14 protein-coding genes are annotated in these 15,834 nt (G+C 46.0%); 6 read left to right on the top strand and 8 right to left on the bottom strand.

Translation table 11 applies throughout. From position 1 onward, the window contains the following. Positions 1 to 80: 80 nt before the first annotated feature. Entirely contained in the window at positions 81 to 1,505 is a 1,425-nt protein-coding gene (lpdA, locus tag D5I41_RS19725) for a dihydrolipoyl dehydrogenase (RefSeq protein ID WP_017032770.1), read from the top strand. A gap of 210 nt (positions 1,506 to 1,715) precedes the next feature. Next, the gene (gene hpt, locus D5I41_RS19720; protein WP_119011276.1) at positions 1,716 to 2,243 is read left to right on the top strand and encodes a hypoxanthine phosphoribosyltransferase; all 528 of its coding nucleotides are present in this window, start codon (positions 1,716 to 1,718) and stop codon (positions 2,241 to 2,243) included. A 63-nt stretch (positions 2,244 to 2,306) separates the two neighbouring features. Here hpt and can read toward each other — a convergent pair whose 3' ends face one another. Continuing rightward, complete coding sequence (can, locus tag D5I41_RS19715; RefSeq protein WP_119011275.1) at positions 2,307 to 2,957, bottom strand: carbonate dehydratase; 651 nt, start codon at positions 2,955 to 2,957, stop codon at positions 2,307 to 2,309. Positions 2,958 to 3,052: 95 nt separating this feature from the next. Between can and D5I41_RS19710 the strand changes: the two genes are divergently transcribed. Both D5I41_RS19710 and D5I41_RS19705 read left to right on the top strand, forming a co-directional pair. After that, positions 3,053 to 3,976: an ABC transporter ATP-binding protein gene (locus D5I41_RS19710; RefSeq protein WP_119011274.1), complete on the top strand. Its 924-nt coding sequence runs from the start codon at positions 3,053 to 3,055 to the stop codon at positions 3,974 to 3,976. Continuing rightward, positions 3,976 to 4,746 carry an ABC transporter permease gene (locus tag D5I41_RS19705; RefSeq protein WP_119011273.1) on the top strand — a complete coding sequence of 257 codons (771 nt, stop codon included), beginning with the start codon at positions 3,976 to 3,978 and terminating at the stop codon, positions 4,744 to 4,746. Before D5I41_RS19710 ends, D5I41_RS19705 begins: the two co-directional genes overlap by 1 nt. A 51-nt stretch (positions 4,747 to 4,797) precedes the next feature. Here the strand turns inward: D5I41_RS19705 and panC are convergent, their stop codons facing one another. The 7 genes from panC to sfsA form a co-directional block, all read right to left on the bottom strand. After that, positions 4,798 to 5,649, bottom strand: a complete 852-nt coding sequence (panC, locus tag D5I41_RS19700) for a pantoate--beta-alanine ligase (RefSeq protein WP_119011272.1) — start codon at positions 5,647 to 5,649, stop codon at positions 4,798 to 4,800. A gap of 8 nt (positions 5,650 to 5,657) precedes the next feature. Beyond that, the gene (gene panB / locus D5I41_RS19695; protein ID WP_119011271.1) at positions 5,658 to 6,452 is read right to left on the bottom strand and encodes a 3-methyl-2-oxobutanoate hydroxymethyltransferase; all 795 of its coding nucleotides are present in this window, start codon (positions 6,450 to 6,452) and stop codon (positions 5,658 to 5,660) included. 31 nt (positions 6,453 to 6,483) lie between these two features. Then, complete coding sequence (gene folK / locus D5I41_RS19690) at positions 6,484 to 6,969, bottom strand: 2-amino-4-hydroxy-6-hydroxymethyldihydropteridine diphosphokinase (protein WP_119011270.1); 486 nt, start codon at positions 6,967 to 6,969, stop codon at positions 6,484 to 6,486. Further along, the gene (pcnB, locus tag D5I41_RS19685; protein WP_119011269.1) at positions 6,966 to 8,315 is read right to left on the bottom strand and encodes a polynucleotide adenylyltransferase PcnB; all 1,350 of its coding nucleotides are present in this window, start codon (positions 8,313 to 8,315) and stop codon (positions 6,966 to 6,968) included. Before pcnB ends, folK begins: the two co-directional genes overlap by 4 nt. A gap of 106 nt (positions 8,316 to 8,421) precedes the next feature. After that, positions 8,422 to 9,309 (bottom strand): tRNA glutamyl-Q(34) synthetase GluQRS, encoded by an 888-nt coding sequence (gluQRS, locus tag D5I41_RS19680; protein ID WP_119011268.1) that lies wholly within the window; start codon positions 9,307 to 9,309, stop codon positions 8,422 to 8,424. Between the two features lie 229 nt (positions 9,310 to 9,538). After that, on the bottom strand, positions 9,539 to 9,985 hold the full coding sequence (gene dksA / locus D5I41_RS19675) for an RNA polymerase-binding protein DksA (RefSeq protein ID WP_119011267.1): 447 nt from the start codon (positions 9,983 to 9,985) through the stop codon (positions 9,539 to 9,541). Positions 9,986 to 10,126: 141 nt separating this feature from the next. Beyond that, positions 10,127 to 10,840, bottom strand: coding sequence for a DNA/RNA nuclease SfsA (gene sfsA, locus D5I41_RS19670; protein ID WP_119011266.1), 714 nt, complete (start codon positions 10,838 to 10,840; stop codon positions 10,127 to 10,129). A gap of 56 nt (positions 10,841 to 10,896) precedes the next feature. Here sfsA and hrpB point away from each other — a divergent pair, with 56 nt between their 5' ends. Both hrpB and mrcB read left to right on the top strand, forming a co-directional pair. Continuing rightward, complete coding sequence (hrpB, locus tag D5I41_RS19665) at positions 10,897 to 13,371, top strand: ATP-dependent helicase HrpB (protein ID WP_119011265.1); 2,475 nt, start codon at positions 10,897 to 10,899, stop codon at positions 13,369 to 13,371. A 60-nt stretch (positions 13,372 to 13,431) separates the two neighbouring features. Then, the gene (gene mrcB, locus D5I41_RS19660; RefSeq protein WP_119011264.1) at positions 13,432 to 15,819 is read left to right on the top strand and encodes a penicillin-binding protein 1B; all 2,388 of its coding nucleotides are present in this window, start codon (positions 13,432 to 13,434) and stop codon (positions 15,817 to 15,819) included. Positions 15,820 to 15,834 lie beyond the last annotated feature (15 nt).

The raw sequence follows: 15,834 nt of genomic DNA, 5'->3' as shown, positions 1-15,834 counted from the left end.
TCTTAGTTTACAAGTTTGTAAACTGGGGTGACGCAAATACCCAATTAGCCTGTTAGGGATAATGACTACAAGAGGTCAAAATGAGCAAAGAAATTAAAGCCCAAGTTGTGGTACTGGGTTCAGGTCCTGCTGGATACTCTGCCGCTTTCCGCTGCGCAGACTTAGGTCTTGAAACTGTACTTGTTGAACGCTACAGCACTCTAGGTGGTGTTTGTCTGAACGTGGGTTGTATCCCATCGAAAGCACTTCTTCACGTTTCTAAAGTTATCGAAGAAGCAAAAGCAATGGCTGAGCACGGTGTTGTATTTGGTGAGCCAACGACAGACATCAGCAAAATCCGTATCTGGAAAGAGAAGGTTGTAGACCAACTGACTGGCGGCCTTAACGGCATGGCTAAGATGCGTAAAGTAACGGTTGTGAATGGTTTTGGTAAATTCACTGGTCCTAACACTATCCAAGTGGAAGGCGAAGAATCAACAACGGTTAACTTCGACAACGCAATCATTGCAGCGGGCTCTCGCCCAATCAAACTGCCGTTCATCCCGCATGAAGACCCACGTATTTGGGATTCTACGGATGCACTAGAGCTGAATGAAGTACCAGAAAAATTGCTTATCATGGGTGGTGGTATCATCGGTCTTGAGATGGGCACGGTATACCATTCTCTAGGTTCTAAAGTTGACGTTGTTGAGATGTTTGATCAAGTTATCCCAGCAGCAGATAAAGACATCGTTAAAGTCTTCACTAAGCGTATCAAAGACAAGTTCAAGCTAATGCTTGAGACTAAAGTGACCGCTGTTGAAGCGAAAGAAGACGGTATTTACGTATCAATGGAAGGCAAAAAAGCACCAGCAGAAGCTGAACGCTACGATGCAGTTCTTGTTGCTATCGGTCGTGTGCCTAATGGTGCGCTAATCGACGCTGAAAAAGCGGGTATCGAGGTTGATGAGCGCGGCTTCATCAATGTTGATAAGCAGATGCGTACTAACGTGCCACACATTCACGCTATCGGTGACGTTGTTGGTCAACCAATGCTTGCGCACAAAGGTGTGCATGAAGGTCACGTAGCGGCAGAGGTTATCTCTGGTAAGAAACACTACTTTGACCCTAAAGTTATTCCTTCAATTGCTTACACTGAGCCAGAAGTGGCGTGGGTTGGTAAGACAGAGAAAGAAGCGAAAGCGGAAGGCATTAACTACGAAGTGTCTACGTTCCCTTGGGCAGCTTCTGGTCGTGCAATCGCATCAGATTGTGCTGACGGCATGACTAAGATGATCTTCGACAAAGATACTCATCGCGTAATCGGTGGTGCTGTTGTGGGTACTAACGGTGGTGAGCTTCTTGGTGAAATCGGTCTAGCTATCGAGATGGGTTGTGATGCGGAAGATATCGCACTGACTATCCATGCTCACCCAACACTGCATGAATCTGTTGGTCTAGCGGCTGAAGTATTTGAAGGTTCAATCACTGATCTTCCAAACAAGAAAGCAGTGAAGAAGAAGTAATTTCTTATTTACTGAATAATGAGTTTGAAAATAAAACCCAGCTTTTTAGCTGGGTTTTTTTCGGTTTCAAAACATTGTTTGTTACAATGCTCACCCATTTTAAGCGCAACGACTTTTTTGAGAAGGCCTTACCATTCAAACGCAAAATTTTGCGACAGTATGGCAACAGGTGGCTATAGTTGATGCGAGTCCAGTAAACGAGAGAACAGTATGAAACATACCGTAGAAGTGATGATCTCTGAACAAGAGGTTCAAGAGCGAGTACAACAGCTTGGTGCATTGATTAACGAGCATTACAAAGACAGCGAAGAGCTAGTTATGGTAGGACTTCTACGTGGCTCGTTTGTCTTTATGGCTGACTTGTCTCGCGCAGTTACGGTAAACCATAGCGTTGATTTCATGACAGCCTCTAGCTATGGCAACACCATGGAAAGCTCTCGTGATGTGCGTATCTTGAAAGACCTTGATGATGACATTAAAGACAAAGATGTGTTGCTGGTGGAAGACATCATTGATACGGGTAATACGCTAAGCAAGGTGTGTGAAATCTTATCTATTCGTGAGCCTAATTCGATTCAAATCGCGACCCTGCTTGATAAGCCTTCTCGCCGAGAAGTTAAAGTAGATGTAAAGTGGATTGGCTTTGAGATCCCGGATGAGTTTGTGGTTGGTGTAGGCATAGACTACGCGCAAAAATATCGTAACCTGCCATACATTGGTAAAGTAGTACCGTTATAATATTAATAGTACTAGATAGAAAAATACCCGCATAGAGCGGGTATTTATTTAATGGGGACTCGATTAATCCTGCTTTAGGATCTTCGCCATAGCGACGGGGAAGTTTGCCTCTAGCGTTTCTTTGCTTGAGCAACGTACTCCTAGGTCTTCTAGCTTGCCATCACCGATACCATATACGACGCCATGTATCTCAACTTCTTGGCCTCGTTCCCATGCAGATTGCATGATGGTTGAGTGACCTAGATTGTGTACTTGTCCCGCTACGTTGATTTCGCAAAGCTTATTTGAACGCTCTTCTTCAGAAAGTCCATCAAGGTAATCACGATGCTTTAGGTAGAGGTCGCGAATGTGCAACAACCAGTTATTGATAAGGCCTAGCTTAGGATTGTCGATAGAGGCATTAACGCCACCACAGCCATAGTGGCCACAAATAATAATGTGTTTAACTTTCAACACATCTACGGCATATTGAACAACAGATAAGCAGTTTAAATCGGTATGTATTACTTGGTTTGCTACGTTTCTGTGAACAAATAGCTCTCCAGAATAAAGCCCAGTAAGACGTTCTGCTGGAACTCGGCTATCAGAGCATCCTATCCATAGGAAATCAGGGTTTTGTCCCTGCGCCAATGTAGTAAAGTACTCAGGCTCATCAGCTGTGCGAGATTTTGACCATTTGGAATTATTCTCAAATAACTGTTTAATTTCTGGCATGTTAAGTCCTTTTTTGAATCTTGGGTTACTATACCTAAAATTCGCTCAAATCAAATCGGATTTGTGACAAATAACCACTAAGAAAACAACTTCATATGTACGCATTAGAAATAGAAAATCTACGAAAGACCTACAAAGGTGGCTTTGAGGCACTAAAAGGTGTGTCTCTTAGCGTCAAAAAGGGCGACTTTTATGCACTGCTAGGCCCTAACGGAGCAGGGAAGTCCACGACTATTGGTGTTATCTCATCATTGGTCAATAAAACCTCTGGTTCGGTTGCTGTGTTCGGTCATGATATCGACAAAGACCTTGAGCTTGCAAAACAGAACCTGGGTTTAGTACCTCAAGAATTCAACTTCAACATGTTCGAGACGGTTGAGCAAATTGTACTGCAACAAGCAGGCTACTACGGCGTATCGCGCGCCGATGCAAAAGACAGAGCTAAGAAGTACCTCACTCAGCTTGAACTTTGGGATAAGCGCAGTGATAGAGCGAGAACATTATCAGGGGGCATGAAGCGTCGCTTAATGATAGCTCGCGCTCTGATGCATGAGCCTAAGTTACTTATTCTTGATGAACCTACGGCGGGTGTTGATATCGAGCTAAGGCGCTCTATGTGGGAGTTCCTGCAGAAGATCAATAAAGAAGGCATTACCATTATCTTAACCACTCACTACCTCGAAGAAGCTGAGATGTTGTGCCGTAATATCGGCATCATTAATCGCGGTGAGTTGATCGAAGACACCAGTATGAAGAGCCTGCTAAATAAATTGCAGGTGGAAACCTTTATCCTAGATCTCGAGGAAGGGGTACAGCCTCAGTCGCTGAATGATGTAGTTAGCCAGCACCTTGTGAACGGCTCACTTGAGATTGAATTAAAGAAAGAACAGGGGCTGAACCATGTTTTTTCACAGTTAACGGATGCAGGCGTGAAGGTACTTTCTATGCGTAATAAGGCCAACCGTCTTGAAGAGCTATTTGTCACTATCGTGAGAGATCAAACCGAGGAACAGCAGTAATGTATGGCGTATATTGGACGGCCTTTAAGAGTCTACTAGGCAAAGAAATTAATCGTTTTATGCGTATTTGGGTACAAACCCTTGTACCACCGGCGATTACCATGACACTGTATTTCATTATCTTCGGCAATCTGATTGGTTCTCGCATTGGACAGATGAATGGCTTTAGCTACATGGAATACATTGTTCCAGGCCTAATCATGATGAGCGTGATTACCAACTCTTACTCGAATGTAGCTTCATCATTTTTTAGCTCTAAGTTTCAGAAGAACATTGAGGAGTTGCTCGTGGCTCCGGTGCCTACCTATGTGATTATCTCAGGATATGTCATGGGTGGCGTGGTTCGAGGGTTGCTCGTTGGCACAATCGTTACCTTTGTATCCCTGTTCTTTGTTGATCTTCAGGTTCAGCATTGGGGCGTTATCATTGCAACCGTGTTTATGACTTCAGTAGTCTTTGCTCTTGGTGGCCTGATCAATGCGGTGTTTGCGGGTACCTTTGATGATATCTCAATCATCCCTACCTTCATCTTGACACCCTTGACCTACCTAGGCGGTGTGTTCTATTCCATCAGCTTATTGCCTGAATTCTGGCAGGGCGTGTCTAAGATCAATCCAATCGTCTACATGGTGAATGCATTCCGCTATGGATTCCTGGGCGTGTCGGATGTGGATATCGTCAGCTCGTTCACTGTTCTAACGCTATTTGTGGTTATCCTGTTCACTGTCGCGTATCGACTTGTCGATAAAGGCATTGGATTAAGAAGCTAGCAGATATACAAAGGGAGCCAATTAGGCTCCCTTTTTAGTGGCTGGGTTGAATTAGCTAAGTTCAACAATCTTATTGTCGATAAGTCTTACCGCGCCAAGAAAGGCTGCAACGAGTACAACGGCTTCTTCGGTAGAAGAGGTAACTTCTTCTAGCGTATGAGCATCACGAATAAATAACTCATCTGGCTTCATTCCTGCCTCAGTAATGGCTTGCACACCAAATGCGATAACAGCCTGTGCATCCGTAGGATCCAGTAATATCCTATCAGTCATTTCAAGCATGATTTTCGCCAGAGCTGGCGCGACCTTGCGCTCATCTGCGGTTAATCGGTTATTGCGAGAACTCATAGCAAGACCGTCTTGTTCACGTACCGTAGATACAGGAACAATATTGATATCCATTGCTAAGTCTTCAACCATTTGACGAATTACCGCTACTTGCTGAAAGTCTTTTTCGCCAAAACATGCAACGTCAGGGCTCACTAGGTTGAATAGCTTAGTCACGATAGTGGCGACGCCGCGAAAGTGACCTGGACGCGAAGCGCCTTCGAGCATGCTTGATAGTAGAGGGACTTTAACAAAGGTCTGCTTATCCAACCCCTTCGGATACATGATCTCAGGTGTTGGAGTAAAGACTAAGTCAGTGCCTAATTCTCTCAGCAAGGCAAGGTCTTGATCCATTGTTCTTGGGTAGTTCTGCAAGTCATCAGGATTACCAAACTGCATCGGATTCACAAAAATGCTCACTACCACGACATCGGCTAATTCTTTAGCTTTGCGAACCAGTGTTAGGTGCCCTTCATGCAAGTTACCCATGGTTGGCACAAAGCCAATGGTTTTACCTTCACGCTTATAGCTGCGAATCTGCTCGCGAAGCTGAGTAGTATTTTCAATTGTAAGCATACTCACTCCTAGGCGATGGTGTGGTCTGGGCCTGGAAATGCACCGCTTTCAACATCAGTGATGTATTTTGCTACTGCGCTGCGCATGTCACCGGTTTCAGCTAGGAAGTTTTTTGAGAATTTAGGCATGTAATTAGCCGAAATTCCGAACATATCGTGCATAACGAGAATTTGGCCATCCGTCACATTACCCGTGCCGATACCAATAACAGGCACGTTCAAGGCGTTAGTGATACGCTCTGCAAGCTCAGCTGGGATACATTCGAGTAAGATGATTTGTGCGCCTGCTGCCTGAAGCTCTAGTGCATCTTTAACCATTTGGTCTGCTTGCTCTTGCTCACGACCTTGAACCTTAAAGCCACCAAAGATGTTTACAGATTGTGGCGTTAACCCTAAGTGAGCACATACTGGTACTGCACGCTCTGTCAGCATACGTACTGTTTCAGCTAGCCAAGAGCCACCTTCCAGTTTGACCATATTGGCACCCGCTTGCATCAGCTTGGCCGCTTCTAGGCAGGCTTGCTGTGGCGTTGCGTAACTCATGAATGGCATATCAGCCATAAGAAGACTATTTGGGCTGCCCGCACGTACACAGCGAGTGTGATAAGCGACCTCTTCAACGGTCACAGGGAGAGTATCTGGCTTGCCCTGAAGTACCATTCCTAACGAGTCGCCTACCAGAAGCACTGGCATTTCTTGTTGTTCGAATAGTTGAGCAAAGCTTGCGTCATAAGCGGTTGAAGAAGCAAATTTACGACCTTCTTCTTTAAGCTTCATTAGCGTGTTGATAGTTACTTTTTTCATTTCTATGCCTTTTACTGGAAGCTGGACTCGGTTACTTGTCCCACACCTGCAAGCCATTTCTGTCCACGGACTGGATCAGTTTGCACAGTGCACTTCCGTCGGGAAGTATTAAATTTGGTTCGATTTCGAGAAGAGGATAAAGCACAAACTCTCGTTCCCGCATGCCGTAATGAGGCACCACTAAGAGTGGTAGGTCGATGGTTTCATCGCCATAAAGGATAATGTCGAGATCAAGAGTTCTAGGTCCCCAGCGCTCCTCTTTGCGCACACGCCCCTGCTCATTCTCTATCTTCTGAGTGTTATCGAGAAGCTCTAGAGGCTGAAGTTCAGTTTCTATTTTGACGACAGCGTTAATGTAGTCGGGCTGGTTTTGAGGACCCATAGGCGTGCTGCTATACAGCGATGACGCCTGAATAACACGGCTGCGAGGAAGGTCTCTGAGGCTCTCTATCGCTTGTTTTGCTTGAGCGACAGGATCACCAAGATTGCTTCCTACTGCAATATACGCATTAATCATGAATTAGTTTTCTTCGGTTTTTTCTTTGCAGGTCGACGACGACGTGCGCTACCTGATTTACCACCGCTCGCTAGGTCATTCACCATAGCTTGGCGCATGTTTCGACCAGAGTGCTGGAAGGTATGCCACCACTGAGCTAGCTTTTGAGTATCGCCTTGCTCAACTTCGCCACGCATCTCAAGGAAGTCGAATCCGGCGCGGAATTTGTTCAACTCAAGTAGGCGGAAGGCTCTCTTACCAGAGCGGCGCTCTAGGCGAGACTGCAGTTGCCATACTTCTCGGATGGTTGCAGTATGGCGACGTGGAATCGCAGTGCTACGAACTTGCTCATCAAGGATATGGTTACCAGCAACCATCATAGCATCGTATTCGCTCATGCCTTGCTCAGCCATAAGGCGTGCAGCATAAGCCTCGAGCGGGTACCACAACATAGCCGCAAACATGAATGCAGGATTGACTCGCTTGCCTTCAGCAATGCGTTGGTCTGTTGATTCCAGTACCAACTCAATCATGAGCTCAGCCTTTGAGTTCTCTTCCTCGGTAAATAGCTCTGCTACCTGCGGGAATAAGTGCTCAAACAAGCCAAATTCTCGCAATAGGTCGTAGGTATCTAAACCGTGGCCGGATTGAAGCAATTTAAGAGATTCTTCATATAGGCGTGCCGCAGGGATCCCCTGAAGCAGAGGCGCAAGATAGTTGATTGGATCGGCAGTTTCAAAACTGATATCCATGTCTAACTTAGACGCAAAACGAATAGCACGAAGCATACGCACAGGGTCTTCGCGATAGCGAACCTCTGCATCACCGATAAGGCGAACCATACCTTCGTTTAAGTCCTGCATGCCATTGGCATAGTCATGAATAGAGTAATCGGCAATGTTGTAATACATTGCATTGATAGTGAAATCGCGACGCTCAGCATCTTCGTCTATGCTGCCGTAAACGTTATCACGCAACAGCATACCTTCATCAGATTGAACTGCAGTTTGTTTTTCAGGCTCTTGATGATGGCCACGAAAAGTTGCCACTTCAATAATGTCTCGGCCAAAGATGATGTGGGCCAGTCGAAAGCGACGGCCAATCAAGCGACAGTTACGAAACAACTGTTTGATTTGCTCTGGAGTGGCATTGGTAGCGATATCAAAGTCTTTGGGCGATTTATCTAAAAGAAGGTCGCGAACGCCACCGCCTACTAAAAACGCATCGTATCCAGCTTTTTGTAATCGATATAATACCTTGAGTGCATTCTCACTGATATGCTCTCTTGAGATATTGTGTTTGTCTCTTGGGTAGATAGTAAGGTCTATTTTCCCAACTGAGTTATTGCTATCGAAATCAGATGTCATCGAGTTTGTCGGTTTCTTTTTTAGTAGGAACGAGAGTGCGATAGTTAGTGTTGCACTCAATAAAGGTTTGGTTCTGAATCAGCTTCAAATCCGCGCATATAATAGCCTAGCTGACACGATTTGAGAACAAGGTTGTGATTTGAGTCGCTTCTGGAAGCTGAGTTAAGTGCCAATGTTCAATTCCCCAGGCGATGATTTCATCAATTTTGCCGCTATCCATACCTTTAGGCAGAGAAAAACCTAAAAATCGCATTGCCTCAAGCAAGGTCGGGACAGGGTTATCTAGGCTTATACCCTCGGCATGGTTTTGCTTAGAGAGCTTGGCTCCATTTTCAGTGACCGCTAGTGGTAAGTGCAGATACTGTACGGGTGTTTTTCCAAGGGTGTTATACAAACCAATTTGTCGCCCTGTGGGTTCGATGAGATCAGCACCACGCACTACTTCAGTCACATCTTGTTCAATATCGTCAATCACTACCGCAAGGTTATACGCGTATAAGCCGTCACGACGCTTAATGATAAAGTCTTCTTCGGCAATGGCTTGAGGTATAGCAATTCGCCCATGCTTGAGGTCGTAAAACTCTGTTATTGGAGTATCAACCTTAATACGAACCGCACACCCTTCTGCTTGAAGGTGCTTATCTCTGCAGTGACCAAGATAATAACCGCCATCGGCTTTGATTTGCTTGCGAGTACATTGGCAATAATAGGCTTCTTGCTGTGCAAGCCACTCGTCTATCTGTGATTGATAAATGGAATGTCGTTGGCTTTGATACACGACCTCGCCATCCCAGAAGAGATGATAGGCTTCTAGGGTTTTTAGAATAAGATCCGCTGCGCCTGGCATTTCTCGTGGTGGGTCAAGGTCTTCCATACGGACCAACCAGGTCCCTTGTTGGCTTTTAGCTTGGAAATAGCTACCCAGTGCGGCGACTAGTGAGCCGAAATGCAAAGGGCCAGAGGGGGAGGGGGCGAAACGTCCAACGTAATCCATACAAACACTTATGATTGATACCAATCGTACTAATTAACGGGTCACTCTAACTTGTTAAAATGATCGACAACTGCGTTAGAATTTTTGATTGTAGAATAACTACTTATCGAAATATTCTGCCTTGTTCTCGAGCATTTTTCCTGCGTTATTTCTGATCACTTACTTAGTGTGATTGGTATGAAAAAGGGAGCCTAGGCTCCCTTTAGTTTAAACTATTGTTTTGTTGGCGTTAGCCTTGCATTTGCTTTTCTTTAAGCTCAGCTAGCGTTTTGCAATCAATGCAAAGGTCTGCTGTTGGGCGAGCTTCTAGACGGCGAATGCCAATTTCAACACCACAAGAGTCACAGAAGCCGAATTCGTCTTCTTCGATCTTGTTTAGAGTTTTCTCGATCTTCTTGATCAAGCGACGCTCGCGGTCACGGTTACGCAACTCTAAGCTGAACTCTTCTTCCTGAGACGCACGGTCTACAGGGTCTGGGAAGTTTGCCGCTTCGTCTTGCATGTGTACAACTGTACGTTCTACTTCTTCACGCAATTGGTCGCGCCAAGCTCCTAAAATTTTTGTAAAGTGAGCCATTTGCTCTGGTGACATGTACTCTTCACCAGCTTTTTCTTGGTACGGCTCAACGCCTGCTATGGCTAGAATGCCTAGCGCTTTTTTCTTGTTTTCTGGCATACCGCATCTCCTAGTAACCTTGTTAAACCAGCGAGTGGCTTAATTTAAGGCGGGTATCTATAGCAAAAAGTCCTTGTATTAGCAACGAAGTCTTTTGGTTACATTCTCAGCTATACGCATAACTGTGAACAATTCGTCATTTTAACCTTGGTAAAATGGCAATTTGCGCGAGATCTTTACCTCACCCGTGCAAAGATCTGCTTTGTAACAAATTACTTCAACGCCGGCTTTTAAGGCTTGCTGTAGTAAATTTGAATAATGCTCATCTATATGGGTCGCAGGGGATACCTTTTCAATACCTGAATGTAAAACAATAAACAAAAGTACGGCTCTTTGCCCAGATTCTGTTATCTCGATCAACTCCCTAAGGTGTTTTTGTCCTCGAGTCGTCACTGCATCTGGAAACTGTCCCAAGCCTTCATCATTAGACAGTAAGGTGACGCTCTTTACTTCAATATAACAGTCGGCCTTATCCTTTGAGCGTAATAAAACATCAATACGACTGTTCTCTGAGCCATATTTCTGCTCGGTTTTGAGCTCTTCATAGCCAGACAGTTCCTTGATAGCGCCTTCTCTTATTCCTTCAATAGCCAGTGTATTGGCGCGTAGGGTATTCACGCAGATACGATGTCCCGCTAGTGTCTCTGTCAACTCCCAACTATTGGGATATTTACGTTTAGGGTTATCAGAGGTAGAAAACCACACCTTATTGCCCGGTTCAGCACATCCGGTCATTGCCCCAGTATTAGCACAATGAATGGTGAGCTCAGAGCCGTCGTCCAATGAAAGGTCGGCAAGAAAGCGCTTATAGCGCTTGATTAAAGTGCCACATTGTAAAGCAGGAGAAAATTCCATTTCTAAATCATTTGGGTAGAATTGACCAAGAACACATCATGGCATAGGCCCTTCTCTTGACTCAAGCACTATCCAATTTGCCTATTGGCGCAATTTTAGAGGATATTACCGCCTCTCTTAAGCTCAATTCTCAGCTGATTATTCAAGCGCCCCCTGGCGCAGGTAAATCGACCTATTTGCCATTGCAGTTGCTTGTTGATCCACAATGGCAGGGCAAGATCATTATGCTTGAGCCTAGAAGGCTTGCGGCGAAGAGTATCGCCACCTTCATTGCAAAACAGCTTGGCGAGCCAGTCGGTCAGCGGGTGGGTTATCGAATCCGTGGCGAGAGCAAAACCAGTGCTTCTACTCGGCTTGAGATAGTCACAGAAGGCGTCCTTACTCGCATGATTCAATCTGACCCAGAGCTTAGTGACGTTGAACTGTTGCTGTTTGATGAGTTTCACGAAAGGAGTATCCATGCTGATCTCGGCTTAGCCTTGGCTCTTGAGGTGCAGCAAGTATTTAACGAACAGCTTAAGATCATCGTGATGTCGGCAACGCTCGATCAAGCTGGTCTGCATTCCATTATGCCTGATGCGGCGATTCACACCTCACAAGGACGAGGCTTTCCTATTGAGCAGCGCTACGCCTCGCTTAAACCAAATCAAAATCTCATTGCGCATATTTGTCAGCAAACCATCAAAACGATAAACGAAGAGTCGGGCTCGATTCTTGTTTTCTTGCCAAGTGTTGGGCTCATCAATGCTTGTTTGGAATCGCTGAGCAATGAGCTACATCAGGTTAATGGACTCAAGGTGCTTCCTTTGCATGGTGGTTTGGATTTTTCTACTCAACAGCAGGCCATACAGCCATGTAATAAGGATGAAAGAAAGATCGTACTAACCACCAATATTGCTGAAACATCACTGACTATTGAAGGGGTAAGGATCGTTATTGATTCAGGTCTTGAGAATCGTGCGAGCTTTGACTTGAGCAATGGTGTCAGTCGTCTTGAGCAGAAATGGATATCACAATCATCCGCCATCCAACGTGCGGGACGTGCAGGGCGAACAGAGCCGGGAGTTTGCGTAAGGCTCTTTTCTGAATCTCAATTCAATCAAAACCAATCGCATACCACGCCAGAGATATTACGTTCTGATTTAGCGCCTCTGATGCTGGAAGCGGTGCAGTGGGGAAGCAGCGATCTCACGACGCTGCAGTTTGTCGACCATCCGTCATCCGCTGCGATAAGTGCTGCGAGTGAATTATTGCAACGCCTAACCTTGCTCACTTCTGACTTAACTCTGACTCAGCAAGGTAGGCGAGCTCTACAATTAGGTTTAGAACCTCGTTTGGGCGCCATGCTTTCACGCGCGCCTGATACGCTGTTTGATACTGCCTTAGTGACCGCTGCAGTATTGGAAGAGCCGATGAGAAATAGCGATGACATTGCATTTCAAGTCGCCCTGTTTGCGGAGAGAAAGCACCCTAAGCAAGGCGTGCTAAAAAGACGAGTAGAGAGTTTAGCGGCAAGGTGTCATCGTAAGTTTTCAGCTGCCTTGATACTGACAGGCCAGGTAGGCGTGTGCCTAAGTTTTGCTTATCCTGATCGTCTCGGACAACGACGCTCTTTAAGTGGTAATCAGTACCAACTTGCCTCCGGTCATGGAGCGTTTGTGGATGAGAATAGCCGCTTATCTAGCGATGAGTACTTAGCGGTTGCCAACTTGCAGAAGGGGCGTCAGTCGGCCAGTCGCATATTAGCAGCCTCAAGTATTAGCTTATCTGAGCTTGAGACTTACCATCGTCTTGAAGAAGAGGATGTGGTGCAATGGAGCGATGAAAAGCAGGCTATGCTCGCCGAGCATCAAACTCGAATCGGTCAGTTGGTGATCAAGCGTAAGCCAATTTCACCCTCTGAGATATCGCCTCAGGTGTTGGTGAAAGGACTACTGAACTACATTGCCAAAAAAGGCTTGCAGATACTGCCTTGGAGCAAGGATTCTGAGGCGCTACGAAGTCGCATTAACTGCGCAAGGGCTTGGCTTCCTGAGAAAGAGTGGCCAGATTGGAGTGAGCAAGGGCTATTGAATAATCTAGAGCGCTGGTTATTACCCTACCTTGATAATGTTCGCTCGGTAAAAGCGCTACAGCGCCTGAATATGTTAGATATTCTTAATGCCGAATTAGGCTGGCCTTTGAACCAAGAAATTAATACCTTGCTGCCTAAAGCGTTAAAGGTGCCCTCTGGTTCGACAAAAGCGATTGACTACAGTGAGGGGCAGAACCCTAAGTTATCGGTCAAGCTTCAAGAAATGTTTGGTGAGCCTCAGTCGCCAACAGTGGCGCAAGGTAGAGTCAAGGTGACACTTGAGTTACTTTCTCCTGCCCAAAGGCCATTGCAGGTGACTCAAGACCTAGCTGGTTTCTGGAATGGAGCGTACAAAGAGGTGCAAAAAGAGATGAAGGGTCGCTATCCTAAGCACCCGTGGCCAGATGACCCAGCGTCACACCAAGCGACCAGTAAAACGAAACGTCATCTTAAGTAACCTCAAATAGAGGCTATAAACCTCAATGCTGAGTAATTAAACAATAAATGGAATCATAGCGTGCCAGAGAAACGGACTCCGCCAAAAAGTCGTCAGGTGAAGAAGCCACAAGCCAAAAAGACACCGGCAAAAAAAGCAGCCCCGAGAAAGCCTGCCTCAAAGAACAACAAAGCCAATAAAAAGGCCCCTCGATCGTGGCTAAAGAAGCTATGGGGTATTACTTGGAAGCTTGGGCTTACCGGGTTTGCAGTGCTTGCCTTTGTGATGATTTATCTGAATACGATAGTAGAACGCCGCTTTGAAGGGCAGCTTTTCGACCTACCTACCGTCGTCTATGCACGCATATTAAACCTCGCTCCAGGCACCGAAATCACCCACTCTCAGATGCTAAAAGAGTTGGATGTTTTACATTATCGTAAGGTGCGTAATCCTAAGTTTCCAGGGGAGTACTCCGCCTCTAGCACTAAAATAGAACTTATTCGTCGCCCATTTGAATTTCAGGATGGTCCCGAGGCTGAGCGTCATGTCATGCTCCACTTTGATAGCTCTAGCGTTACCAAGATTGAATCGGTTGAGAAAAAAGCACAGCTGGGCTTTTTACGTCTTGAGCCGAAGATGCTCGGTATGTTGGAAAAAGATGTCACAGAGCAGCGACTGTTTGTAAAACGACAGGACTATCCAGAGTTTTTGATTGATGCCTTGTTAACTACGGAAGATCGCGACTTTTATCAGCATGATGGTGTCTCACTTACCGCAATCGCACGCGCTTTTGTGGTAAACCTTAAAGCTGGACGTGCGGTGCAAGGTGGCAGTACTTTGACGCAGCAGCTAAGTAAAAACCTATTCCTAACCAGAGAAAAGACGTTAGTGCGTAAGGTGCGTGAGGCCTTAATTGCCCTTATTATCGACCATCGCTATGACAAAGACCGAATCCTAGAAGCGTACCTGAATGAGGTCTATCTTGGACAAAGTGCCGGTGAAGCAATACACGGCTTTGGCTTAGCAGCTCGTTTCTATTTTGGGCAGCCTATCCAAGAGCTGCGTATTGACCAAGTGGCTATGCTAGTTGGACTGGTAAAGGGACCATCGTATTACAACCCTATTCGTAATCCAGAGCGCGCCAAAGAGCGCAGAGATTTGATCCTTAAACTCCTGTTTGAACAAGGGACGCTTGATTCTGAGCAGTACCAACAAGCGGTCAGCAGAGAGCTGGATCTGCAAAAAACACCACAAATTGCGAGCAGGCAACCTGCGTATTTCCAACAGCTTAAAAACGAGCTAAATGAGTATGTTGGTGAAGACTTTCAGCAGCATGCAGGGCTGCGCTTGTTTACCACTTTAGACCCTGTATCTCAATCAATGCTAGAAAAAGCCGTTACAGAAACCCTGCCAAGGCTAGAGAAAGGGAAGCCAGAGCAACTAGAAGCCGCGGCCATTGCCGTGGACAGACAAACAGGCGAGATTCGCGCCATGGTCGGCGGAAGACGTACTGGCTATGATGGATTTAACCGTGCATTGAATGCCTCTCGTCAGATTGGCTCTTTGGTTAAGCCAGCGGTTTATTTGGATGCCCTAATGCAGCCGGATAAGTATCGATTGGCGAGCACTTTAGTTGATGAGCCTATCTCACTCAAAGGGAATAAGGGAAGTAACTGGACACCACGAAACTTTGATAGAAAGTTTCGAGGAAATGTACCGCTCTATCGCTCACTGGCTCAGTCCTTGAATGTACCAACAGTGCAACTGGGTATGACACTGGGTATTAGAAATGTGCAACAAACCATTGAAAAACTCGGGGTCGGTGAAGATGAGGTTCGTCCTCTGCCTTCGATGTTCCTTGGGGCATTTTCGTTAACGCCTTATCAAGTAGCGCAAATGTATCAATCACTGACTAACTCAGGGCGAAAAGTGCCATTGAGCGCTCTGCGAGTGGTGAAGAATCAAGATGATGAGGTTCTTTATCAATCCTTTCCTCGTGCTCAGCAGGTAGTGCCTGAGCAGGCCGCTTGGCTTACCACCTTTGCGATGAAGAAAGTCGTGACTGAGGGGTCGGGGCGCTATCTATCCGCCAATTATTCTCGCTATGCACTCGCGGGTAAAACCGGTACCAGTAATGATGGGCGTGACAGTTGGTTTGTTGGCGTGGATGGTAGAGAAGTGGTGACCCTTTGGGTAGGACGTGATGACAACCAACAAGCGTATTTGACGGGGTCATCTGGTGCTTTGCGAGTTTATGCCGACTACTTAAAACATCGTGAGCCTGAGGTGCTTAGCCTACCTTGGCCAAAAGGCATTCGCACTCTGGGCTACCGTAAATTGGACGATGGTAGCCTAGCGGTAGATTGCAGTAGCGACTTCAAACTCCCTGTTTGGGATGAGGGCGGCTCGGCGCTTGAGGAGTGTGAATCTAACGCAAAGCCTTGGTTTAAAAAAATATTACCTTGGTAGGGGCAATGATTTGTC

The organism is Vibrio superstes (assembly GCF_003569005.1).
In the GTDB taxonomy this organism is placed as follows: Bacteria; Pseudomonadota; Gammaproteobacteria; order Enterobacterales; family Vibrionaceae; genus Vibrio; species Vibrio superstes.
The sequence above is the reverse complement of the archived record's forward strand: the minus strand, read 5'-3'. Positions and strand labels throughout refer to the sequence as shown.